Origin of the sequence: Paenibacillus sp. KS-LC4 (assembly GCF_036894955.1) — a bacterium.
Taxonomy (GTDB): domain Bacteria; phylum Bacillota; class Bacilli; order Paenibacillales; family Paenibacillaceae; genus Pristimantibacillus.
This window is the reverse complement of sequence record NZ_CP145905.1, coordinates 6,027,464-6,052,702: the sequence shown is the minus strand read 5'-3', so window position 1 is coordinate 6,052,702 and position 25,239 is coordinate 6,027,464. Positions and strand designations below refer to the sequence as shown.

Annotated in this window: 15 protein-coding genes; 11 read left to right on the top strand and 4 right to left on the bottom strand. The window is 47.0% G+C overall.

Annotation, left to right across the window (positions count from 1 at the left end; translation table 11 throughout):
• Positions 1 to 231 precede the first annotated feature (231 nt).
• The 4 genes from V5J77_RS25640 to V5J77_RS25625 form a co-directional block, all read right to left on the bottom strand.
• The gene (locus V5J77_RS25640) at positions 232 to 1,464 is read right to left on the bottom strand and encodes a helix-turn-helix domain-containing protein (protein WP_338553613.1); all 1,233 of its coding nucleotides are present in this window, start codon (positions 1,462 to 1,464) and stop codon (positions 232 to 234) included.
• A complete protein-coding gene (locus tag V5J77_RS25635) occupies positions 1,442 to 3,256 on the bottom strand; it encodes a sensor histidine kinase (protein WP_338553612.1) in 1,815 nt (604 codons plus the stop codon). The genes V5J77_RS25640 and V5J77_RS25635 overlap by 23 nt, the downstream gene beginning before the upstream one ends.
• Positions 3,257 to 3,472: 216 nt before the next feature.
• Entirely contained in the window at positions 3,473 to 4,306 is an 834-nt protein-coding gene (locus V5J77_RS25630; protein WP_338553611.1) for a carbohydrate ABC transporter permease, read from the bottom strand.
• Positions 4,306 to 5,196, bottom strand: coding sequence for a sugar ABC transporter permease (locus tag V5J77_RS25625; protein ID WP_338553610.1), 891 nt, complete (start codon positions 5,194 to 5,196; stop codon positions 4,306 to 4,308). The genes V5J77_RS25630 and V5J77_RS25625 overlap by 1 nt, the downstream gene beginning before the upstream one ends.
• 197 nt (positions 5,197 to 5,393) lie before the next feature.
• Between V5J77_RS25625 and V5J77_RS25620 the strand changes: the two genes are divergently transcribed.
• From V5J77_RS25620 to V5J77_RS25570, 11 genes are all read left to right on the top strand, one after another.
• Entirely contained in the window at positions 5,394 to 7,268 is a 1,875-nt protein-coding gene (locus V5J77_RS25620; RefSeq protein WP_338553609.1) for a histidine kinase, read from the top strand.
• On the top strand, positions 7,265 to 9,058 hold the full coding sequence (locus V5J77_RS25615) for a response regulator (protein ID WP_338553608.1): 1,794 nt from the start codon (positions 7,265 to 7,267) through the stop codon (positions 9,056 to 9,058). The genes V5J77_RS25620 and V5J77_RS25615 overlap by 4 nt, the downstream gene beginning before the upstream one ends.
• Before the next feature lie 131 nt (positions 9,059 to 9,189).
• A complete protein-coding gene (locus tag V5J77_RS25610; RefSeq protein ID WP_338553607.1) occupies positions 9,190 to 10,527 on the top strand; it encodes a sugar ABC transporter substrate-binding protein in 1,338 nt (445 codons plus the stop codon).
• 169 nt (positions 10,528 to 10,696) lie between these two features.
• Positions 10,697 to 12,754 carry a methyl-accepting chemotaxis protein gene (locus tag V5J77_RS25605; RefSeq protein ID WP_338553606.1) on the top strand — a complete coding sequence of 686 codons (2,058 nt, stop codon included), beginning with the start codon at positions 10,697 to 10,699 and terminating at the stop codon, positions 12,752 to 12,754.
• A 189-nt stretch (positions 12,755 to 12,943) separates the two neighbouring features.
• Positions 12,944 to 14,665 (top strand): PAS domain S-box protein, encoded by a 1,722-nt coding sequence (locus V5J77_RS25600; RefSeq protein ID WP_338553605.1) that lies wholly within the window; start codon positions 12,944 to 12,946, stop codon positions 14,663 to 14,665.
• Between the two features lie 384 nt (positions 14,666 to 15,049).
• On the top strand, positions 15,050 to 15,595 hold the full coding sequence (locus tag V5J77_RS25595; protein ID WP_338553604.1) for a hypothetical protein: 546 nt from the start codon (positions 15,050 to 15,052) through the stop codon (positions 15,593 to 15,595).
• 255 nt (positions 15,596 to 15,850) lie between these two features.
• Positions 15,851 to 16,018 (top strand): hypothetical protein, encoded by a 168-nt coding sequence (locus V5J77_RS25590; protein ID WP_338553603.1) that lies wholly within the window; start codon positions 15,851 to 15,853, stop codon positions 16,016 to 16,018.
• A gap of 220 nt (positions 16,019 to 16,238) precedes the next feature.
• Complete coding sequence (locus tag V5J77_RS25585; RefSeq protein ID WP_338553602.1) at positions 16,239 to 16,793, top strand: hypothetical protein; 555 nt, start codon at positions 16,239 to 16,241, stop codon at positions 16,791 to 16,793.
• A gap of 66 nt (positions 16,794 to 16,859) precedes the next feature.
• Positions 16,860 to 17,090, top strand: coding sequence for a hypothetical protein (locus V5J77_RS25580; RefSeq protein WP_338553601.1), 231 nt, complete (start codon positions 16,860 to 16,862; stop codon positions 17,088 to 17,090).
• 111 nt (positions 17,091 to 17,201) lie between these two features.
• The gene (locus tag V5J77_RS25575; protein ID WP_338553600.1) at positions 17,202 to 17,744 is read left to right on the top strand and encodes a hypothetical protein; all 543 of its coding nucleotides are present in this window, start codon (positions 17,202 to 17,204) and stop codon (positions 17,742 to 17,744) included.
• A 62-nt stretch (positions 17,745 to 17,806) separates the two neighbouring features.
• Positions 17,807 to 25,147, top strand: coding sequence for a S8 family serine peptidase (locus V5J77_RS25570; RefSeq protein WP_338553599.1), 7,341 nt, complete (start codon positions 17,807 to 17,809; stop codon positions 25,145 to 25,147).
• Positions 25,148 to 25,239 lie beyond the last annotated feature (92 nt).

The window sequence follows — 25,239 nt, the reverse complement described above, 5'->3', positions numbered from 1 at the left end:
ATGCGGCTGCCCATTCGTAGCGGTCCAAAGTATTCTTTTGTGCATTAATATGACTCGTTGCTTGTGCTAGATTTGCCAATAAGCGGTTATAAGTAGACGAATGATGCTTTTTCCTATCCTTTTATGACCTTGCGCTTCGTTAGGGACAGATACAGAGCCGCATGTAACGAAAAAAAGAGCCCCCTGTATTCTTCTTGGAGGGAAGAGGCAGGGAGCTCTAGAATAAGCAGCTTATTGGTTGCGGTATTCCAATGGAGAAACGCCAGTACGCTCCTTGAACAGCTTGCTAAAATAATGCGGGTTCATATAACCGATAGCAGCGGAAATTTCATATACTTTGCAGCTTGTCGTGCGCAGAAGCTGCTGCGCATGCTCGATTTTGTGGCGAATGACATAATCGCTGAAGCTTTCCCCAATCTCTTTTTGAAAAATACGGCTTAAATAGCTTGGGCTGACATGAATGGCCGTTGCTACTTTTACGAGCGTCAAGTCCTCCAGTAAATGCTGGTCGATAAACGCCTTCGATTTTCGAACGATAAAATTATCGCTTTGTTCGTTTAAAGGCAGCTGCAGCAGCGTCTCCATATAAGCCTTCGGCAGCTCCTGAAGGGTGCTGTAGCGCGAGCTGACCGAGCAGATGATCGCTACATTCAGCAGCTCCAGCGTTTTCTGCCGCACCATCTCAAGCAGCTTGTTTAATTCGGCGGGGCATTTTTTGTCGTCTTTGTGGGCATCGCCTTGTTCGCCATGTCCTTGAGCGGGAATAGCACCGTTTAAGTGCGCAGCCTGCGGACAAAGCCATATTACCTCGCGGTAATTACGATGGAAGACGAGCCCGCCCCATTCTTTCATGACAAATTCGGCAATGAGATGCTGAATGGAGCGAAAGCGAAAATGCCCGGTATCCTGCATGGCTGCGGCATCATCGCGTTTACGGAAGACGGTAAGCCGAAAGCCTGTCTCATAGGCGGCTGATTCAAGCTCCGCCAGCAGCGGTTGTTCAGGAAACGTATACTCATCGAGCAACGACAGCAAATATTGATTTTTCTCCTCCTCCGTATAGGCGGGCTGGGGAGCTGTGGTCTGGGCAAGCTTCGCCGCAGCTTTCAGCAGGGAAGCGCCAATCTCCTCCTCATCCATCGTAGGCTTGTGCAAATAGTCGACGGCGCCGAGGCGAAGGGCCTCCTTGGCATAGTTGAAATTATCGTAGCTGCTGATGAAAATAATTTGCACGTCCGGGTAACGCTCCAGCGCCTTCTTGGCAAAAGCGAGACCGTCCATGCCGGGCATGCGAATATCCGAAAGGATAATATGGATAGGCTGCGCGGTCTCCATCGCCAGCAGCGCTTCTTCCCCATTCGAGGCTTCGGCTTGCCAATGGACGCCGTATTTTTCCCAATCCACCATATAGCGCAAGCCCAGTCTTGCAATGGATTCATCTTCAACGACGAGCAAATTCCACATCCGCAATCTCCTCCTTCTCCAATATCCGATAGGGCATTCTGACCGTTACAATCGTCTGGGTGTCCGTACGCTCAAAGAATAAGCCATATTCCTCGCCAAAACGCAGCCGAATGCGATCCTGCACATTGCGCAGTCCAATATTTTGCGCTCCAGTATCGCTTTGCGGCCGCTTCAGCAGCTCTAAGGCATGGCTGTCGAACCCGCTCCCATCATCCCGCAGCTCAATGACCAGCAGGCGGCTATCCTTTGAATCAAGGCGGGCTGCGAGCGTAATATGCAGCTTTCTCTCCAGCCCCTTGGCCCCGTGAAAAATCGCATTTTCCAGCAGTGGCTGGAGCAGCATGGGCGGGATGGCTGCCTGATTCAGCTCGGGCGGAATAAGCCACTCCATTTCAAATACATTCGTATAGCGTAAATCCATTAACGTCGCATAGTCGCGCAGCAGCCGAATTTCCTCCTCAAACGTAACGAGCTCGCTGTCGAGCTTCATATTCGCATGGAGCAGCTTATTCAGCGATTGAATCAGCTTGGCGATTTGCCCGGATTGCTGGAGAACGGCCAGCATGCGAATAGAGTTGAGCGTATTGTATAAAAAATGGGGCTGAATACGCGCCCGCAGCGCGTATAGCTCGGCATGCCGCTTTTGTCGCTCCTTCTCCTCGATGGATTGAATGAGCTCCTCCAGCCGAATAACCATTCGGCCATAGCTGCTTTCCAACTGCCCGATTTCATCGGAGCGACCATGCGCCTCGGGCGTGAAAAACTGCCCTTTTTCTACTTTGCGCATGGAGCTTATAAGCCTGGAGATAGGCTGGGAAAACCCTCGCGCGATTAGGAGGGAGGCAACGGCCGCCAGTACAGCAACAAAAATAATAATGAAGAGAGTGAAGCTCTGAATGGAGCGGCTGCTTTGCAGCATGGCATCCTTATCCACACCCATATAAATTTGCCATTCCAAATAATTGCTTTTCAAGGAAACGCCGCTAAAGGTTTTGCTTCCAGCTTGCTCGTCGATGGAAATTTCCCATTCGTCCTGCTGCTTATTTTGGCTTGTGTGCTTCTGAAGCTCGGCTGCAAGCATCCGATTCGAGGCATAAATTAAATTGCCGTCTCTATCTACGACGGTTACTTGCGCATTAGGCAGCTCTAACGAACGTACAAGATTCGAGATAAAGCGCGGGGAGATGAACATCGCCGTGACGGCCAGCGGCTTGTAGTCCTCGTCCATCAACAGCCGAGCTCCAATGATGGCTTCGAAAGAATTGCTTTTAAACTGCTGAATGTTCTGAATGCCGGTCACGGTGAAATGGCCCTTACCCGCCATCACCTCTTTATACCAGTCCTCATCCTTGGCGTCATAGGCTCCATTAAGGGGGCTGTCCCCATCTATGCGGTAGCCATTAATCGATCCGTTCATGCCGTAAACCATCAAGCCTTTAATGGAGGAATTAATGGAGGGATATGCGCTCATCAGCCGTGCCATCGTTTTCTGGGCGTTAATTTCCTCCGTGCCCCACTGTTCAGGCGAGATTGCAGGCTTGTTCAGAAAGGCAAACACCTCCGGCATAAAATAAGGCAGCATGCTGAAACGGTCAAAGTCGCTAATTTGCCGTTCAATCGAAGCGTTGAACTGCGCCAGTATGACCTTCAAGTCCTGCGTTGTCTGTGCCTCCAACGTACTCGAAGACTTCGTTGAGCCGACAGCTCCTATAATGAAAGCGGGAATACAGCTGAGCAGAAAAAATAAAATGAGCAGCTTAGTCTGATAACGTGCGTTTCTCCAGCGTCGCAATGGGCTCATCCTTTCCTGAATGCTTGGAAGCAGGTATGAAGTATAGCGCTTTCATACCGCGCAGTGTTCCAGCATTTTAACATGATTGCGTTCAGAAGACAAAACTAAACTACTAAACAAACTAAACCACTAAACCGTAAAATAAGGAAAAAGCCTATCCTTATGAAGGGATAGACCTTTTCCTTGCTTGAAATATAGGAACGGCTATGCATGTTGTTACCCTTTCACCGCGCCGGCAACGACGCCTTTAACGATGTATTTTTGCAGAAAAATAAAGACGATAATCGAAGGCAGCACGGCCATGACCATAGCGGTCATTGCATATTGCCAGTCGGATGTATATTGGCCGACGAACGTGTACGCCGCCAGCGTCAGCGTCTTCGTATCCGGCGAGCCGTTCACCATAAGCAGCGGCAGCAGGAAGTCATTCCAAATCCACATCACATCAATAATAATGATGGTCGTCGTGACCGATTGCAGCAGCGGGAATATAACGAGGAAAAACAGCCGAAAGCCAGATGCGCCATCCATCGTCGCGCTTTCGTCGATTTCCTGCGGAATGCCTTTCACGAAGCCATGATAGATAAAGACAGCAAGTGGGGCGCCAAAGCCCCAATACAGCACGCCAAGTCCCCAGGTGCTCTCCGACAAATGCAGCTGTTTGGCGAATTGAAGCACCGTCAGCATAATCGACTGGAATGGAATGAGCATCGGCATAATGCAGAGTAAATAGATGAGTCCGCTCATCCGTGTTTTTGTACGCGCCAGCTTATAGGCTGCGATAGAGGAGACGAGAATAATGCCCGCAAGACCTACAACGGTAATGACCAGATTGTTCATGAACAGCTTCGGATAATTAATAAACTGCCACACATAAGCATAGTTTTCAAAAATAATTTTCTCTGGCAGCGCAATGACATCGCTCATCACCTCTCCAAAGCTTTTGAACGAATTGTTTATGGCTAGAAACAGCGGGTATAGAAACAGCAGCGAGAGCAGAAGCATGAAGGCTTCCAGCACATAGCGTCCGACTGGGCGATTTTGTCTCATTAGGCTTCTACCTCCCGGCGCTTGAACAGCGTTAATTGAATGATTGTAACGAACAGCACGGCAACGAACAAAATGAGTGCCTTCGCCGTACCATAGCCATACAGATTGTTCTGGAACGTATCGCGGTAAATGTCATAGGCGATGCTGTAGGTCGAGCCGCCCGGCCCGCCGCCCGTCAGCGACAAAATCACATCGAACACCTTGATTGAATTCGTCAGCGCCATGAAGACGGCAATCGTAATGGAAGGGGCGAGCAGGGGCAGCGTAATGTTGAAAAAGGTGCGAAGCGGCCCTGCTCCGTCTACTGTTGCGGCCTCCTTCAAATCTCCCGGTACCGATTGCAGCCCGGCGATATAAATAACGAGGTAGAAGCCAATGGATTGCCAAATCGACACGAGCAGGATCGAAACAAAGGCAAGCCCTGGCGTACCGAGCCAGCTTAAGTCAAAAATCCCCCAGCCCGTACTTTCTCCCAGTGATTCAAAGCCCTGCATGAAAATAAACTTCCAGATAAAGCCGACGATGACGAGGCTCAGAATGTACGGAATAAAGAAGGCGGCGCGCAGCCAAGTCGTCGTGCGAAGCTTCATGTCGAGCAGCACCGCAAGCCCAATCGCCAGCACATTGACAAGCACGATGTAGAGCACCGCGTATTTAATCGTAAACCACGCCGAGCTGGTGAAATTCGCATCATTCAGAAAAATTTGCTTGAAGTTATCGAGCCCAATAAATTTTGGATGCTTGGAAATACCGTTCCATTTGGTCAAGGAATAACGGATGGTCATGGCAAAAGGAATATAAAAGGCAATGGCAATACAAATCAGTACAGGCAGGCTGAACAAGGTGAATTCCAGCTTTTCGCCCCACTTTTTACCTAATGCTTTGAACATATGATGCACCCCAATTCTTCTATTTCATCCACGCTTGCGAGACTCGCAGCCAGAGGATGGCGCCAGCCGCTTACGCTGGAAAAAGCATTTTCCAAACTAGCTTTAATGTGTATTATAGAGCAGACGGATGCCCGTCTAAATGGATTATAGAAAACAGTTAGGGGTAAAAAGGTGAACTGTATGCGGAGCGTGAAACGATGATGAAAGCGATTGCGGGCAAGGTATGGGGGCTGCTTTCTTATTGGCGGGAGCTGGTTGCCAGAAGGCTGGTCAATAAGCTGATTTTACTGTTTACGGGCGTCATTGTGCTCGTTGTGGCTTCGCTTAATTTTATCTCCTACCAGATGCTTGAGAAGGAAGCGGTCGGCAACAGCATCAACAGTACGACAAATAACCTGCTGCTCGTTGGCCGCAATTTAGAGGATTATTTAAAGGGCATCGAGCAAATTTCCTTGCCGCAAATCGGCTACGATGAAATTACCTATGCCATTATGCACGAGTCAGAGGACTATTCCTCCAAAATGTATGTTGAAAATTATTTGCGCAATTTGTTTTATTCCCGCAACGACTTGGAGGCTATCTACTTGTATGTCGTCGAGAAGCAGAAGTATTACGCGATAACGAGAGAAAATTACAATATAACGGTGCGGACGGGAACGAACGCCGTCATTGCAGAGCAGCCTTGGTATGCCAAGGCGATGGCTGACCCGAGTAATCAAGCGTATCAGTCGCTGTCGGGGCCAGGTGCGGAGGCGGATTTCGGCTATTCTGCCGAAATTCAGCAGGCCAGCTTTATGGCGTATCACCGGGTTATGCGTTCGATTAAGACGCGCAAGCCGCAGGCGGTGCTTTCCTTTTATTACAACGCTTCAGTCAAGGACGAAATTGTGAAGGATATACCGTTTAGCGAAGGCCAGCATTTGCTGTATGTCAGCCCGGATAATGAGCCTTTTGAGCTGGATGATGAAGCGTTCTACACGGAGCTGCGGGACGCAGGTGTGCTGCAAACGCTAGGTGGAGGAGAGGGGATGGCCGGACAGGCTAGGGCCTCCAGTGAGCCATTTACTTGGGTGACGGGGGAGCAGAAATATTTAATTATTTACAACGTGGCGGAGAAAAGCGGCTGGAAGCTGATTAAGCCGATTCCTTATTCGCAAATTTACGAGGCTGCGACGAAGACGCGCAACCTGAACTATGCCATTGGCTTGCTGTTTTTGCTGCTCGCCGTCGTGCTCGTCAGCTTGATGTCGAGCGCTATCACAAAGCCGCTCAAGAAATTATCCCGCCAAATGAGCCGCTTCAGCGCAGGCAGCTTTGATGCGGAGGCCGAGGTGAAGGGCCGCGATGAAATTGCTTATTTATCGCGCCATTTCAACCTGATGGTCAGGCGGACGAATGAGCTGATTAATGAGCGCTACAAGATGAAGCTGGCGGAAAACCATGCGATTTTAAAGGCGCTGGAGGCGGAGATCAATCCGCATTTTCTGTATAATGCGCTGCAAGCGATCTCCACGAAAGCGCTCAAGCATCAAACGTATGATGTCGCGGATATGATTGATGCGCTGGCGCTGACGTTCCGCTATTGCATTAGCGGGAAGGATATTGTGTTTGCACGCGAGGAGCTGAAGCATATTGAGCGTTATATGGGGCTGCAAACGGCGCGGTTCGGCGCTAGATTGCAGGTCGTCTATGAATGGGAGGAAGCGCTGATGGAGCTTGAGATTCCGAAGCTTTCGGTGCAGACGCTGGTCGAGAACGCGATTAAGCATGGGCTGGAGAAGGTAACAAGCCCCGTCACTATTGGCATTAAGGCGTCGCTTCATGAGGACGGAACAGCTCTGATCGCTGTTCAGGATGACGGGCCGGGCTTTACGCAAGGCAGGCTGGAGCAGGTGGCGGCTTCGCTGCGGCGCGATTGGGGCCAGCGGGAAAGCGACAACATTGGACTCGTCAACCTTTACACGAGGCTTAAGCTGCTGTATGGGGAAGAGGCTGAGCTGCTTATTAAGAGCGATCAAGCGGGGACGGAGCTGGCGATGCGGCTGCCCCGGCGAGGAGGGAACGGTTTATGAATTATACGGTGCTGATCATAGATGATGAAGAGCCGCTGCGCGAAGCGATACGGCTGCTTGGCGACTGGGAGGGGCTTGGCGTAGCGCAGCTGCTGGAGGCGGCAGATGGTTTAAGTGGACTGCGTATGCTTGCGGAGCATAAAGTGGATCTGGCTATCGTCGATATGAAGATGCCTGGCCTGAATGGGGCGGAGCTGCTGCAAACCGTGGAGCAGCAGTACCCGGGGCTGCTGACCATTGTCGTCAGCGGCTACAATGACTTTGAATATACGCGGCAGGCGATTCGCTCCAAAGTCGTCGATTATTTGCTCAAGCCGGTAAACCGGGCAGAGCTGAATCAGGCGCTGCGCAAGGCGATGGATGTGCTGGAGGCGAAGCGCAGGCAGGAGAGTGATTTTATCGCGCAAAATATTACGCTTAACCTGTCGCTGCCAGGGCTCAAGGAGAAAATGTATTTGTCTATTCTCGAGCGCAGCTTTAAGCAGCAGGCGAATGAAGCGTTTCTGCCGCTCATTGGCGCGGACGACAAGGCCAATCGCTTCGTTGTTGTGCTGCTGCGCATTCTCAATCTCGACCAGATCAGGCGCAGCCGCTTCCACGGCGATACGGAACTGCTGCATTTCGCCGTCAGCAACGTCGTCAATGAGGTGGCGGGCGCGCACTTTCATGCGTTCAGCTTCGCGAATCCGAAGCAGGAGCGCGAGCTGTTCGCCATTCTGACGATGAATGGCGGGGGTGCAGCCGATGCAGCCTATCGGGCGCTGCATCAGGTGAATGCAATAGCCGCGACGCTTCAGCGGCTATTCGGCATTCGGGTCGCCGCAGGCATCGGCGGCCCGGTTATGGAGGCGCTGGACATGGCCGCCTCCTTCGAAGAAGCGCGCACAGCGCTGGGTGAGATGGACCTGCTGCGGATGAATGAAGCAGCAGCCGTTAGAGCCGCGGCTGATCACCGTGGCAGCGTCAGCCGCAGCCGCAGTGATGCCAGCGTTAGCGTCAGTGGCGAGCGGGCGTCAAGCAGCGGAAGAGCGGTGGGCCGCGGCGGCTATACGGACGAAGGCGAAAGCCGCGCGCCGGAGGTGTCAGCCGCTGGCGCAGAGAAGCGGCTGCCGAAGGAGGGGCTGTCGCTGCCAGGGCGAATGGCGGTCATCCGCCAAGCGCTGGCGGGCGACAACCTTCAGCAGGCGAGCAGCATCATCAGCGAGCTGACCCGCAGCTGGCAGGAGGCGGACAGGCTGAGCCTGGGCGAGGCTGATCGCATCATTCGCGAGGGCATCGTGCTGCTTGGCGACCTGTCGCTTGCCCTTGGCGTGCCGCAGGAGCGGCTGCCGGACGGCAGCGAGGAAAGCTTGCGCAGCAGGGGGCTTTCACTCGATTTTGCCACCTTCGAGCAGTTCGCCGCCCTGCTTCAGCGGCTGCTAGGCTTCTACCATGAGCAGCTCAGGGCAGCGCAGGCGGTGCAGAAGCCGTTCGATATTGCCGATATTAAAGCGCATATCGACCGTTATTATTTTGAGGATATTAAAATCTCGCTGTATACCGATAAATATTTTCTCAGCCGCGAGTATTTAATGAAGCTGTTCAAGCAGCAGTTTGGCTGCGGCATTCATGAATATGTGCAGAAGGTTCGGATGGATAAAGCGCGGGAGCTGCTGGACGATTCGGCACTCAAAATTCAGGATATTTCCGAACTGCTCGGCTACAAGGACAACAACTATTTCAGCAAGGCGTTCCGCAATTATTACGGCCTATCACCTTCGGAATATCGGAGCAGCAAGGGGAATGATTAGGGGAGCAGACAGCCATACATCACTTTTTTACCCTTAATACACCACTTATCTGCATGTTTATCTCCTATCCTTTTCTTTAGAATAAGCAGCGAAGACTTGTATTCCAAGCGAAAAGAAATGGGGGCCCTATCATGTTCAAAAAAATCATGTCCATGTCCACCAGTATCGTCCTGGCTTCGGTCATGCTCGCTGCTTGCGGCAGCGGCAATGGCAGCACCACAAGCAACAGTGGCAATACGCCGGGAGCAACCAGCACAGCAGACGCTGGCGGAGCTGCGAATGAGACAAAACCGGTTACGATCAACATGTTCACCGCTTCTCCCGAATATACCGATGCGTTTAATGCTTACATTGCCGAATACAAAAAAGTAAAGCCGAACGTCACGATCAACCTGGAAATTATGCAAGCCGATTACAATACGGTGCTGAAGTCGAAAATCGCGGCTGGAAGCACGCCGGATGTATTCCAGACGACGGCAGGCGGCGACATTGACACCTTCGCCGAATACAGCGCCGACTTGACGAATGAGCCGCTTGCGGCAGCTATGACGGATGCGGTTCGCGTCAATATGACATCGAGTGAAGGCAAGGTGCTGGGGCTTCCGGTCAAGGGCAATTTGATGATGATGATTTATAATAAAAAGCTGCTTGCGGACGCAGGCATCGCTGCCGCTCCGAAGACGACGGCGGAGCTTGAGGATGCGGTGGCCAAGCTGGAAGCGAAGGGTATTACGCCATTTGCCAACGCCTACAAGGAGTGGTGGGTATGGAAGCATATTTTCCAAAACTTCGTCAATGCTGCCGCAGCAGATGCGGGTACTACGCCTAAGGAGCTGGTAGGTCAGTTCATAGCGGGTGAAACGACCTTTAAAGACCATCCTATGCTAAGCGACAATTTCTTTCAATTTATTGATTTGACCGTAAAGCACGGAACAGACAAGCCGCTGGAGCGTGACAGCAACGCTGAGGTAAGTGACTTTGCTTCAGGCAAAGCGGCCTTCATGACGGGCAAGGGCGCATGGGACGAGGAAGCGATCAAGAAAATTACGCCTGATATTGAGATTGGAATTGCAGGTTACCCGGTCAGCGATAAGCCGGAGCAGGCGCTGCTTGTAACGGGAGCCGATCAGGCGCTGCGCATTAACAAGGATTCCGCTGTCGCGGCGGAAACGATTGCATTTTTCAACTGGCTGTATACGTCCGATTACGGTAAAAAATGGTTCTCGGAGGTCGCGAAGGTCATTCCGCCGATTAAAGATGCAGCGCTGCCGGATCTCGATATGCCGAAGCAGATGGAGGAGATTTTGAAGACGGAGAAATCTGGTGATCTGTCGGTCAACTACTCCCTCGACACGTTCCATCAAAAATTCGGCGAGCTGATGCAGAGCTACATTAGCGGCGGCAAAACGAAGGAGCAGACGATTACCGAAATCCAGCAAGCGTGGATTCAATTCGGCTCCTCGATGTAAGCAAGCGAGCACAGGGACGGAAGCATCCCCTGTGCTTTTTGTCATGAATTGGCAGGGCTATTCTACAATAAGTGTTTTAAATATTGGCTTTTTCGCTTACTATCCTTCTTAAGTTAACCGATATAGCTAGGGACAAGGGTTAACTTTTAAGCTAGAGGAGAGTGACGAGATGAAAGCATCTAGTCCATTAAAATTTTTAACTAATCTGTCATTTCGGGTTAAGCTGCCCGTCATGATCTGCATGCTTGTATGTATCGTGCTTGCGGCAACGGGCATTTTAAGCTATCGCATCGCAGCGACAATTACAATGGATAAGAGCAAGGATGAAATTCGTGCTACCTCTGATCGTATCGGAGAAGGGCTGTATTCGTCGATTGAGCTAGCGCAGCAATCCGTATTTCTGCTGTCGGTACAGGCTCCCATCTTGGATATTGTGAGTTTGCACAATAGCGGCTCGATGACCGAGGAGCAGTTTTTCACAGCGGATAATACCGCTCTAACGAGCGTGAATGAACAATTAACAACGAGTATTCAAGGCATGCAGGGCACGGAAACGATTTTGGTTATGGACAAAAATGGCTTGATTGTCGCCAGCAGCAGCGAAGCAACATTGAATAATAGCCGCTCTGATCGCAATTATTTTCAGCAGGCGATTAAGGGAAATGCGGTAGTGAGCGATGCGCTGGTGTCCAAATCCACGGGTAACTTGGTTACCGTGCTTGCCGCTCCTGTTAGGGACGAGCAGGGTGCCGTTCAAGGTGTTGTTGCGATTACGCTCGTTACGGATTTCTTCGTCAATAAATTGCAAAATGTAAAAATTAATGACGAGGGCAAAGTCATTATTTTAGACCGCGTTGGTATGATCCTTTATCATTCGGGAGATGAAGCGCTCGTCGGCACAGTACTCGAAACCGAGGATTATAAGGCAGTGCTGGAGCTGCCCCCAAGCAAGGAAATGGTGAAAAATGAGCTATTGTTCCCAGATAAGGTCGCCTTCTACTCCAAAACGCCGATTGCTGATTGGTCCATCCTTATTGAGGATGCCTCCAGCGACGTGAATAAGCCATTGAATGATATGATGAAGCAGATGCTCATCGTATTGCTTGTTGCCATTGTCATTTCCATTGCCGTCGGTATCGGAATCTCCCTATTGATTACGAAGCCAGTCGGCCGCTTGACAACCTTATTCAAGAAGCTGGCCTCAGGCGATTTGACCGTAGTGGCCACTGGAAAGTACAGTGGGGAGTTCAAGGTTCTCGCTGATAGCTTTGATGTCATGGTCTCACGCAACAAGCAGCTTATTACGAGCATGAACGGCTCGATTGCCGTCTTGCAAAACAGCATGTCAGAGCTTGAAGAGACGTCCCAAAGGACGAATCTTTCAATCGCCGAGACGTCGACTACGACTCAGGAAATCGCCAAAGCGATGGAATCGCAGGCTAACGATACGGAATCAATCGTCGATAAGTTCATGGAGGTCGGGGATAAAATTGCTGATGTAAGCAGCAAGTCGCAGGAAATTAGAACGAAAGCAGATTCCGTAGCACAAGTATTCAAAGCGAATTATGAGGTAATTGAAGCTTTGGTGGAAATCAATCATCGCAGCGAGCTGGAGGTGCGCAACATTTCTGAGGTAACCGCGCAGCTGGCGGAAAGCTCAGCGGGCATTCGCCAAATTACGGGGGCGATATCTGAAATTGCCAATCAGACGCAGTTGCTGGCACTGAATGCCTCCATTGAAGCGGCAAGAGCAGGAGAGCAGGGGCGCGGCTTTGCGGTCGTTGCTTCGGAAATTCGCAAGCTGGCGGAGCAGACGTCGCTGCAATCCCAGGATATTAATCAAATTGTCGCGCAGACGATTGAATATGTAGAGAGAAGCGACCACAGTGTGAAGGCGATAGAGTCCATTTCGGAGCAGCATAACAGCAGTGTGCAGCAGACACAGCAAACCTTCGGTTATATTACCGATAACATTCGTGAAATTATTGAGCAGGTCAAGACGATTGCCGTCCAGCTTAAAGCGATAGAGCAGGATAAAGACGGCGTTCTTGGCGCAGCGCAAAGCTTGTCGGCTTCCGGCGAGCAGGTATCCGCTTCTGTAGAGGAAGTAACAGCAACGGTACAGGAGCAATCGGCAATGGTACAGAGCCTTGCGGAGATGGTTGAAACGATCGAAAGCTTAAGCAATGAGCTTGCACAAGCGGCTGGCGAATTTAAAGTAGAATAACGATACAGTTCATAAACACCCCTGTTCTGATAGTAGAACAGGGGTGTTTGGTTCGCCTAAATAAAGGAACTCATAGCGGGTGAAAATAAGCTATAATATAACAATAATCGCTAAATATCGGGTTGAAGCGTGTGCGCTAGTTGCCTGCCAGGCAGGAAAACAGTTTGTTGCGAAAAGGAGATTGCGGTGGTGGATCACTTCAAAAATTTATTTGAGCTATCTTTTGACATGCTTGTAGTCATGGACTGCAACGGCCGCGTTGTGCACTATAACAGTGGTTTGCAGAAGATGCTGGGCTATCCTGTCTCATTAGATAGTATGAAAGATTTTTATACGTATATGCATCACGACGATATAGCAGCAATGGAGGCTTTAATTCCGCAATTAATACAGGAGGGAGAGCTTAGCGGGTACTTAAACCGATTCCGCTGCTTAGACGGCTCTTATAAATGGCTGCAATGGAATGTCTCTCTGGATCAGATTAATATGTACTTTTATGTCATAGGGCGTGATGTGCATCATCAGAAGAGCTTCGAACAGCACCTCGCAGCACAGGAGCTATGGTACCGTTCCTGCCTCGACAATTTGCTGGATGGCTTCAGCTATTATAAGACGGTCAGGGACGAATGCGGAGACATTATTGATTTTCGGTCGGAGTATATGAATGATACCTTTTGCCGCATGATGAATTATTCGAAAGATGAAGCTGTGGGCCGGCTGTGGTCGCAGCTTTTTCCTGATTTTACAGAGGAGATCAGAGAAGTGCTGAAGCAGGTGACGAGCAGCGGCAAGCCTGTTTTGCGGCAGGAACGAGTGTACAATAAGTGGCTGACCGATGAAGAAAGCTATGATGTGCTCTATTATAAAATGGGTGACGGCTTCGCCTGCAGCTGGCGAAATGTAACGGAATACCGCCGAGCACAGGAGCATTTGGAGCTTTCGAACCTGAAATTTACGAGCGCATTCCATACGAATGCGACGATGAATTTTCTAATAGATTTGGAAACAGCGACGATTATAGAGATGAATCAGAAGTTCTCGCAGACGATGCGGCGAGGATATTATTCCCATTTTGTTAATAGTATTATGCAAGCGATTCCAGATCAGGGGTTGTTGGAAAACATTGAGCTTCCCTTTATGCGGCAGTCTGGGGAGACGGGCTATGGCGTCATATCGGGCGAAGTGCTTGAGCTGAAGAGCAAGCGTTATTTTCTCGCCTTTGCCATTGATATTACAGAGCTGCGCAAAGCCAAAAAGCATCTTCTGCTAATGGACAAGCTGAATTTGCTCAGCTCTATGGCGGCAAGCATCGCCCATGAGGTACGCAATCCGATGACGACGATCAAAGGCTTTTTACAGCTGATGCAGAAAAATACGACGCTCGCCTCTTACCGCGATACGTTAAATTTAATGATTAGCGAGCTGGATCGCGCTAACGGCATTATTTCAGAATATTTATCACTGGCGAATACCCGTTTTGTGCAAAAAGAACAGAAGCAGCTGGATGTTCTCGTTTCGAATATCCTTCCGCTGCTGGAAGCGGATGCGGCCTACTCTAACATTTTAATCGTGCTTGATCTGCATGCCACAGAGCCCGTTACCGTGGAGGAGAAGGAAATCCGCCAGCTGCTGCTGAATTTGACGCGCAATGCAATCGAAGCGATGGAGAGCGGCGGCGAGCTGACGATTCGGACGAGAATGAATCAAGGCAATGTCATACTGGAAGTGTCTGATCAGGGTCATGGCATTCCGAAGGAGCATATTGAGGCGATTTTCACCCCTTTTTATACGACAAAGGAGACAGGAAGCGGGCTTGGACTTGCCGTGTGCCGCAGCATTGCGGAGCATCATGACGCCAATATCGAGATTGAATCCAGTGAGGAGGGTACGACATTCCGGGTCGTATTTTAACAGCCCGCCGAGCAGTGCACAATCTCATGATAAGCAGCCAATCGTTGGGGTGGAACCGGATGTTTTCCCACACTAACGTTTTTTTGCTGATGAATGGTTTGGACAGTCGGGGATTTGGGATATTGAATCCAGTAAATAAGATTATAAGTAGGTTAGGCATTGACAGCTTGAATCCACCTGTGTGGCTCGAGTTATTAATGCCTTTTTGTATAGGCACGTTTTAAATAGAAGTAATAAGCTTTAATATACGACAAAATATTTCCGAATAGAGGACTTTTTTACTATGTCGTCGAATGTGTTTGTTGAAAATTTTTACAGTTGAGAAATTGAAGAGCATGGTTTTAAAAGGCGAAAGGTTTCTTTGCATAAAAAGGGGCGCTAAAGGTGAAAGATTCTCGGTACATGATAATAGGAATTATTCTGCATGTAGGTTGGTTTTTGTGGGTATTTTACCAGTTGCAGTATACAGGAAAATTAAGCTCTATGGCGATGCTTAATAGTTGGTATGGCGAGGTAGGGGGAATGAAATCAGCGGCTAACCAATTGTATATTTTACAAATTTTTGTTGTCCTCTACTCTTTTAGCCTGCTGTATTTTCATGGACGCTATTTTTCTCGTTCGAAGACAGTAGTGAAAAAGAAACTGCTTCATCTGCTTTTTATTATGGGAGTGAGCATATTTTTTATAATTATCTTTCTGCTCTGGTGGAATTACGCCCCTCCAATGAGTGAGGCGAAGGCGCTAGAATATGCAGAAAAAAAAGTAGCGGGTTCTATATTAAATTTAGATTTTAATTCTATTAAATATAACGAAATGAGTAAAGAGTGGATAGTAGAGTATAGAATACTAAATCTATCTGATCAATGTACAACAGTTATTATTGGAAAAGGATATGATATGCGAGGAGGAGGGACGTGCTCACAAAATTAAATTGAACGATGCAGCACTATGAAAGAATTCCTATAGGTCTTTTTTAATTTTAGGTGAAGCAGCATGTTTCCTGCAAACTCATTGTTTCACATATAAATTTATTTTTTTGCTCTTGGAATCACATGAATGTGAAGGGGAAGTTCAAACGACAAAGCTCAAGTCAATTTTAGCCGTTATGCTGATTATCTCGTTAATCTTACTCCAGTTGCACATTCTTAAAATATAATTGAGCCCGTGATTGAGGATAACGATGATGTGATTCCTTCGGTGATTGAATCGGTATATGAGAATACGGACAAAGTTCAAGAGTATATGGTCGCTTTTGAAGAAAAAGTAAATGTTAATGAATTTATGGAGACCGAGATAGTTGAAAGAGACGCTGTTGACCGAATCAGAGAAGGAACAACTGGAGCAAAATCCTGAAATTAAATACATAGAACCAAATAGCCCTGTGAGTATAACAGAAGGGGGACCTTTCAAATAAGGCGATGCCTATGCATATAGAAATGTCGAGGGTAATTCAATAAGCTGGGGTCTCTATTCCTTTGGGGGAGATCAGGGGCATCAGGCAGGAGTAAACGGTGTAGTGTGGTTGTGAAGTGGGAAGAGCTAGCTAGCTAGATATAGAATAGGAGGGCTGAAAATGAAAGATTCTCGTTACATTGTATTCGGAATTATTCTGCATGTGGGTTGGTTTTTATGTGGATTTTATTTGTTGCAGTATATCGGAAAGGCAAGCTTTATGATGATATATGATAGTTGGAGTGGAGGATTGGAAGGGACAGAGGCAGTAGCAAACAGGATGTATATTTTTCAAATTCTGTTTGTCCTGTACTCTTTTAGTCTGTTGTATTTCCATGGGCGCTATTTTAATCGATCGAAGACGGCAGTGAAAAAGAAGCTGCTGCATCTACTTTTTATTATGGGAGTGAATATTTTGTTCACAACAGGATTCCTGCTCTGGTGGAATTACGCCCCACCAATGAGTGAAACGAAAGCATTGAAGTTTGCTAAGGTGAAAATGGAAGAATACTCATCTGAGCTAAAGTTTAATTCTATTAGATATGATAAATATAATAATCAATGGTTAGTCGAATATAAATATGAGGATATCTCTGATCAATGCGTAAGACTAGAAATTACAAGAGAGTATGATGCAATAAATAATGTAACTTGTTTCTCTTTTCAAGAGGATTGAATTTTAAAAGTATAAAATCTAATTTATTTTGAATGAAATTACTTAACCATTAAAGAGGAAGTTTATATGAAACAAATTAAGCCAGTTCTAGCCGTTATACTGATCCTCTTGCTAATTTTTAATCTTACGCCAGTAGCGCATTCTCAAAATATAATCGAAGCAGGGATTGAGAATACGAATGTAGCGATTCCGTCGGTTGTCGAATCGGTATATGAGGACAATGGAGAAGTTCAAGAGTACATGCTCGCTTTTGAGGAGAAAGTAGATGTTATTATACGACAAAAAATTTATAAATAGTGGACTTATTTACCAGCTGGGCGAATGTGTTATTGAAATATTTACAAGTAAGAGTCGAAGAGTCTTGCCCGGAAGTGGGAAGATGCTGGATAAGGACAGGAGGGGTAAAAGGTGAAAGATTCTCGTTACATTGTGATCGGGATTGTTTTGCATGTAAGTTGGTTTCTTTTTGGATTTCAATTGTTTTGGTATGTCGGTGAAGTGTCATTCCATTTAATGTATGAAAGCTGGAATGGAGGGTCGGAAGGAAAGGAGCTAGTGCAGAGAGCGAATATCTATCAAATCTTATATTTGATTTACACTTGTACGCTGGTAGCCTTCCACATCCGATATTTCAGACGCTCGCAGACCAAGAAGAAACAGAAAACGCTTTACTTATTGAGCATACTAGGGGCAATGGCGGTCTTTATAACGGGCTATATGCTGTGGTGGAACTATGTTCCTCCGATGAGTGAGGCGAAGGCGTTGGAATATGCTAATCATGATATGAAGGATCAACTTACACGTTGGGAGTATGATCAAATTAAATATGACTCTATAAACAATAGATGGCAGGTAAGGTACAGGTCTATGACTGATAAAGATTCATGCCGCACTCTGAATATAGGGAGAGTTTACAAAAGTAAAGATAGAGGATCTTGTACACCGGATTAATATAAAGGTTATCAATCATAAACTAATAGGCGTAGTTTTTTGAAGATAAAGGAGAATGTTAAATGGGAACAATTAAATCTATGATAGCCGCTGTAATTACACTTTCACTAATCTTTAATCTCACGCCAACTACTTATGCTCAGAATATAAACGAAGCAGGTGTTGAGGATACAAATGTCTGGAGTCCAACAGCAACTGAATCGGTATATGAGGATACGGGTGAAGTTCAGGAGTATATGATTGCTTTTGAGGAGAAAGTAGATATTAAAGAATTTATTGATGAGACAGATATGGTTGCAAGAAGCATTTTTGAACAAAATGCAGAACAGCAAGATAGTAAAATAACAACAGTGCTGTTGACCGAATCTGAGAAGGAGCAACTGGAGCAAAACCCAGAAATAAAGTACATCGAGCCCAATAGCCCCGTGAGTATGCTAACAGAGGGAGTGCCCGTCAAAGAGGGAGATGCCTATACGTATAGAAACGTAGATGGTGATTCAGTAAGCTGGGGTCTCTATTCGATTGGAGGAGATCAAGCCCATCAGGCAGAAATGAAAGGCGTAGGAGTGAAAATCGCTGTCTTAGATACAGGAATCGCAGAACATGCGGATCTCCGTGTGAATGGTGGCGTATCTTTTGTAAACGGGGTCGCAAATTTCGAGGATGATAATGGGCATGGTACATTCGTAGCGGGCATTATTGGCGCGCAAATAAATGGTCAGGGAGTAGCTGGTGTGGCTCCTGATGCGGAATTATATGCGGTAAAAGTGCTAGATGCAGAGGGTAAGGGTACGTATGCACAAGTTGTAAATGGCATAGACTGGGCCATTAATAACCAAATGAATATAATTAGCATCAGCTTTGGCGGAATGGAATCGAGCGAAATTTTGCGCGAAGCCGTCATTCGAGCGAATGATGCAGGAATATTGGTTGTTGCTGCTGCTGGTAACTCAGGTGCAGGGGAAGAGACTGAGCTTTATCCAGCGCGTTTTGGGGAAGTTGTGTCCGTTGGCGCTGTTACCCGATCATTCAAACGCGCCATTTATTCAAGTACAGGCGCTCAATTAAATTTAGTTGCCCCTGGTAGTGATATTTTAAGCACAACCTTTGATGGTGATTACGGTGTTTTATCAGGTACATCAGTTGCAGCCCCATTTGTAGTAGGAGCGGCGGCGCTTTTAATCTCAACAAATCCTCAGCAAACGCCTTCCGAGCTCAAATCAACACTACATTCAAGTGCGACACCGTTAGGTGAACAAACTTCTTATGGCAGTGGAATAGTAAACGTTGCAAAAGCAATTGGTCTTAACGAGGATCCTATCCCTCCCATTTTTTTGGGTTCTGACACAAATGAGGATGAAGAGTGGATTCCTCCCATATTTGAGGCACAGGATGGAGAGGTTTCTATTCTTGCCTATGGGCATCGTGGTAATGGACAGTCCATCGTGCCTGGAGAAAGCGCTACGGTTTCTTTAATCCTTTCTGCTCCGAAGAGCAAAGTATATATTGGTGTTTTTAATCCAGCAGGTGTTAAAATTGGAGACGGAGAATTTACTAACGTAAGTGCAAACGTTCCCATTGAATATACATGGAACACCTCTTCCGGTTTAACTCCAGGAACATACAAAATTAAATATGCCTACTCAGGCACCACTTTAACAGATTTCTTTACTATTTATGTTACTGCAACTCAATCCAATGCCACGCCAGTAAAGCCTACGGGACTGTATATTAGCAGCTATTCAGATAGCGGCATTAGAATTAACTGGAACGATATGGGTGGTGGCTTGCAGTATATTGTTAGACTTAATGGTAGCACTGTCACCACTACAATGAACAAGAGCTATACATTTACAGGCTTGCAGCCAAATACGCAGTATGTCATGCAGGTGTTAACGACTAATGCATCGGGAGAAAGAAGCGATGATGCGATTATTTACAAAAGTACACTCTTTCCTGTTCCTGCTGGGCTAACGGTAACAGATGTTACGGAAACATCTATGACGTTAAGATGGAATAGAATCGTAGGAGCAGATTATAGTGTACGTAAAGATGGACAATATTTCACAACAACAAGCAATAATTATCAGAGCTTCACGGGCCTTGATCCAGATACTACTTACAATTTCACCGTTGCTTCGAAAAATAGTAGCGGGGAGCTAAGTGAATTTAGTAATGCGTTGGCTAAGAAAACACTAGCAGATACAACAAACCCATCGGTTTCGATTTCTGTGGCCACTGCGCTACCCTATTATGAAAATAAAGAGATTCTAATTCATTTCTCAGCGTCCGATAATATAGCGGTTACGAAGCTGAATTTTATAGTGAAGAAAGATGGTGTCTTTTTATTAAATAAGGATCTTCCACCAAATACACCTAGTCAGAAGTATACGCCCACAACAGCTGGGAACTATATATTTGAATTGACGGGGTATGATAAAGCGGGGAATTCACAGACTAGGAGCCAAATCGTTATTGTAAGTCCTGAGAAAAAGGTTATTGTTTATGTACCCGGGTTTATGAATTCAGAGATTTTACAAGATGGTGTTGAGGTCTGGCCGAGTATAAGGGTAAGTCCTTTTCAGAATCCTCTTTTGTTGACTAGTGCAGGTGTACCTGATAATGGAACTACTCAAGGTAAAATATTTGAGAAATATGCAAATAACGACTATGGAGAAGCATTTATTGACTATTTAGAAGTTAGTAATGTTACAGTTGAACCAGTAGGATATGATTGGAGGAGAGATTTAAGGCTTGCAGCGGAGCTTGTAAAGGAAAAGGTGGATGCTGAATTTGATAAAGCAGGCGGACAAAAGATTAATCTGGTCACGCATAGCACAGGAGGTATTGTAGCCAGATACTATTTGCTTACAGATGCTACAGCTAAAAACAAAGTAAAAAACTTTATAAATATTGCTTCACCTAATTTGGGCACAGCCAGAGCTTTAAAAGGACTAGCGGTTGGGGATGATTTGGGAGTTATTCAGTATAAATACTTTCCTTTGACGTTAACCGAAATGCATAGAATGGTGCAAAATTATCCTGCTGTATTCCAATTGCTTCCGGGTGAGAAATATGTGAATGCCTATAAGGGTTTATACGGAAATAAATTTTCTAGCTTCTATCAGTATACAAATGCGCAAACGCCATCTAAAAACAAATCTAGCTACTCTGATACCGTAGCCATGATTAAAGAAAACTTCAATAATGCTATTTATGAAGTCCCGGAGTATAGTAGTTCATTCCGATACACCGTTGAAAACAAGCAATTAGATTCTGCCATTAAGGAGTATCGTCTTATCGGTTATTACGATGACGACAGGGAGACCATATTGAAATTATTGGAGTACAAGGGACCTAACCGATATACAAGTAGCTCGTATAAAGCTATTTGGGGAATGGGGGATGGGGTTGTATCGCTGCTCAGTGCGAACTTTAACGAGCAAGGCAGCTCTACAAACTATTATTTGAGAAGTTCCCATATCGGTATACTCCGACCCAAAGGAACAGAACCATCTAACATGTTCAAAATCGTCAAAAGCATCGTGGCAGATAATGACCCATTGCCAGCCTATAATTATCCCAAACCGTCATTAACAGAAATTAAAGGTGACGCTATAGATATTTTATGCCCGGTTAATGTCGTTGTAACGGATCAATATGGTAACAAAGCCTTTGTCGATGAGAATGGTTTTGTTGTGAATAACATTGAGGGTTTAACTTATGAAATAGTAGGCGAATCAAAGCTCTTGTTTATATCAGCAGGTGTAAAGGTGAATTTTGATATTGTTGGAACAGATGAAGGGGAGGTAAATCTGGGTGTAACCAGATACGAATCCTCTGTTCCTGTTCGCACGAATTTGATTCAGAACCTGGACATTAACGATAAGTCCCAAATTAAGTTTGAATTCACAGGCGGTCAAGCAGGTACGAATCAAACGGATATTTTGTATGACTTTAATGGTGATGGAAACGTGCAAGTGCTTCATCTAACGAAAGAAGTTCCAGCTGATGAGTACTTGGATAATTCCTATATTGACGTTACTGCACCAACTGTGCCGACTGCTCTGTCTGTTGCAGGGAAAACAGAAACGACAGTGTCTTTGGTCTGGCAGGCTGCAACGGATAATGAAGGTATAAAAGGCTATGAAATTTATGAAGGTGCCAAGCAGGTTGGTTTTTCCAAGACGTTGGCGTATACCGTTCGAGATTTGAAGCCGAATGCTTCATACAGATTCTCCATCAAGGCGGTAGATAAGGAAGGTAACCCTTCGAATTCAAGTGCAGAAGTAGTTGCTATTACTAATCGGGATGTACAAGCGCCAACTGTTCCTGTAGAGATAGTCGTTAAATCAAAAACAGAAAAGTCGGTGACCTTGTCATGGGCTGCGTCTACAGATAATGTTGGCGTCGCGGGTTACGATGTTTATAAGAACGGAAATGTTCTTGCGGGATCTTCTGTATCTACAGAATTCACTGTAACGGGGCTGGTTCCAGAGACGGCATATTCCTTTACCATCAAGTCCAAGGATGCCTCGGGTAATATTTCTGGTTTCAGCACAGCGATAACGGTGGTGACTAATGCGGATACAGAAGCGCCCTCCGTTCCGACTAATTTGCAATTGCTGACTAAAACAGATCAAACCGTAACGCTATCATGGTCAGCATCTACCGATAATATTGCGGTAAAAAATTATGATATATATGTGGGCACAGAACTAGCAGGTACTTCGGCTTCTACCTCCTATACGGTTACAAAGCTGATGCCGGATACTTCGTATGATATTTCTATTAAAGCTAAGGATGTCAAAGGAAATGCTTCAGAGTTAAGCTCGATTTTAAATGTTCGGACGATGCCAGATACAACTCCTCCGGAGGCGCCAACAAATTTAAGTGCAAGCGAAAAAACAGCAACTAAGCTGAAATTGTCGTGGAAAGAAGCGAAGGACAATGTTGCGGTGACGGGTTACCAAATATATGAGGGTTCTAATTTAATAGGAACAACAGGCTCTACAAGCTTTGAAGTAACGAGTCTCATGCCAAATAAACTTTATGCCCTAACTGTAAAGGCATATGATGCGGCGGGAAATATATCTGCTGCAAGCAAATCCTTCGAAAGTATATTCGTAGTTGCTGAGGGGCGAAATAAATTAGTGGCAAGCAACCACATGCAATACGCAAAGGAAGACGGAACGTTATGGGGTTGGGGCAACAATAGCAATGGTCAATTGGGAGATGGCACGATCAACTCGAAATCAACGGCTGTGCAAGTGCCGGATGTAAATGGGATTGTGCATACAGCAGCAGGCTCCGCACATACGTTGGCGGTAAAGGAAGACGGAACGGTATGGGTCTGGGGCGACAATACGTATGGTCAACTGGGAACGGGTGATCGGAATGGTCAATTGAAGGCCAAGCAGGCATGGGGATTAACAGACGTGATAGCGGTGTCGGCATCAGGCAATACCAGCTATGCGCTGAAAAAAGACGGGACGGTATGGACATGGGGAACCAGTATCCATATGTATAACCTCAATCTATACGCAGCAGAGAAAAAAGAGGGATTGGAGGGCGTAAGTCAAATTTCGGCGGGAACGGACAAAATAACGGCTCTCAAAAGCGATGGAACGGTGTGGGAGGTCACTCGGAATGCAAAAACGCCTGTTCAGATTGTGGTGCCTGAAAGGGTAGTCGCGATTTCAGAGGCCTCAGGTACTTTGGCGCTCACGGAAAATGGGAAGGTATGGTATTGGCCGTGGGCGGGTCAAGGCAGCTCAGGCAAGGCAACGGAGATGAGCGGGTTAAGCGGAGTTGTAGGCATAGCTGGAGGGGGAAGCTTTTCATTAGCCTTAAAGAGTGATGGCACGGTCTGGGCATGGGGAAGGAATGCAGAAGGTCAATTGGGGGATGGCACGACAACCGATAAGCAGACTCCTGTGCAAGTAAAGGGTTTGACGGAGGTGCGGAGTATAAGTGCGGGTTATTCAAATGGTACGGCGATAAAACGTGATGGGACGGTTTGGACGTGGGGCTTGAACAGTCAAGGTCAATTAGGTGACGGCACGATTACGAATCGTTTGCTCCCTGTTCAAGTGAAAGACAACACGGCGCCGACGATTACGTTGAAATATCCGATAGGTACAGAAAGTCAGCCCATGATCAGTAATATTACGCGTCCTTCTATCGGCTGGGAGCAGGTGGATACGGATGCCCAAACGGTCTACAGCCAGCTGCATGTACAAATCGCGGATGAGTCAGGGGCAGTAGTAGTGGATTCGGGTCAGATTGCGAAAAATAGCCGTCAAGCAGGAGGGAGCTGGGTGGTGACTGCTGATTTGCCGCAGAACAAGCTCCTTAAAGTTAGAGTTAGGGTGAAAGATGATGCGTTATGGTCAGAATGGACGAATTATGGCTGGCTAAAAGTTACGGTTGTCTCTCCTGAGAACAAACTAGTGGTCAGCAACCATGCGTTGTATGTAAAAGCAGGCGGGACGTTATGGGGTTGGGGCAACAATAGCAATGGACAATTGGGAGATGGCACGATTAATTCGAAATCAACGGCTGTGCAAGTGCCGGATGTAAATGGGATTGTGCATACAGCAGCAGGCTCCGCACATACGTTGGCGGTAAAGGAAGACGGAACCGTGTGGGCATGGGGCGACAATACGTATGGTCAACTGGGAACAGGCGATCGGAATGGTCAAATGAAGGCCAAGCAGGCATGGGGATTAACAGACGTGATAGCCGTGTCAGCATCAGGGAATACCAGCTACGCGCTGAAAAAAGACGGAACGGTATGGACATGGGGAACCAGTATTCATATGTATAACCTGAACCTATACGCAGCAGAGAAAAAAGAGGGATTGGAGGGCGTAAGTCAGATTTCGGCGGGAACAGACAAAATAACGGTTCTCAAAAGCGATGGAACGGTGTGGGAGGTCACTCGGAATGCAAAAACGCCTGTTCAGATTGTGGTGCCTGAAAGAGTAGTCGCGATTTCAGAGGCCTCAGGTACTTTGGCGCTCACGGAGAGCGGGAAGGTATGGTATTGGCCGTGGGCGGGTCAAGGCAGCTCAGGCAAGGCAACGGAGATGAGCGGGTTAAGCGGGGTCGTAGGCATAGCTGGAGGAGGAAGCTTTTCATTAGCTCTAAAGAGTGATGGCACGGTATGGGCATGGGGAAGGAATGCAGAAGGTCAGCTGGGAGATGGCACGACAACGGATAGATCGACTCCTGTACAGGTGAAGGGCTTGACGGGGGTGCGGAGCGTAAGCGCGGGATCCTTGAGCAGTGCTGCAATTAAAAGCGACGGAAGCATTTGGACATGGGGCTGGAACGGAAAAGGCCAACTTGGAGACGGAACTACAGCGAATCGAACATTACCAGTTAAAGTAATGCAATAATTATAATCTCCTACTTGTAACAAGTGTTTCAAGTGTGCAGTCTCGAATAGATTGTAATTAGAATGCAAAAATTTGTACCCACAAGCAGACGC

Coding starts and splice junctions, on each gene's coding strand:
- V5J77_RS25640 (WP_338553613.1), bottom strand. CDS start 1,464: ATGTGGAATTTGCTCGTCGTTGAAGATGAATCCATTGCAAGACTGGGC.
- V5J77_RS25630 (WP_338553611.1), bottom strand. CDS start 4,306: ATGAGACAAAATCGCCCAGTCGGACGCTATGTGCTGGAAGCCTTCATG.
- V5J77_RS25625 (WP_338553610.1), bottom strand. CDS start 5,196: ATGTTCAAAGCATTAGGTAAAAAGTGGGGCGAAAAGCTGGAATTCACC.
- V5J77_RS25620 (WP_338553609.1), top strand. CDS start 5,394: ATGATGAAAGCGATTGCGGGCAAGGTATGGGGGCTGCTTTCTTATTGG.
- V5J77_RS25615 (WP_338553608.1), top strand. CDS start 7,265: ATGAATTATACGGTGCTGATCATAGATGATGAAGAGCCGCTGCGCGAA.
- V5J77_RS25610 (WP_338553607.1), top strand. CDS start 9,190: ATGTTCAAAAAAATCATGTCCATGTCCACCAGTATCGTCCTGGCTTCG.
- V5J77_RS25605 (WP_338553606.1), top strand. CDS start 10,697: ATGAAAGCATCTAGTCCATTAAAATTTTTAACTAATCTGTCATTTCGG.
- V5J77_RS25585 (WP_338553602.1), top strand. CDS start 16,239: ATGAAAGATTCTCGTTACATTGTATTCGGAATTATTCTGCATGTGGGT.
- V5J77_RS25580 (WP_338553601.1), top strand. CDS start 16,860: ATGAAACAAATTAAGCCAGTTCTAGCCGTTATACTGATCCTCTTGCTA.
- V5J77_RS25570 (WP_338553599.1), top strand. CDS start 17,807: ATGGGAACAATTAAATCTATGATAGCCGCTGTAATTACACTTTCACTA.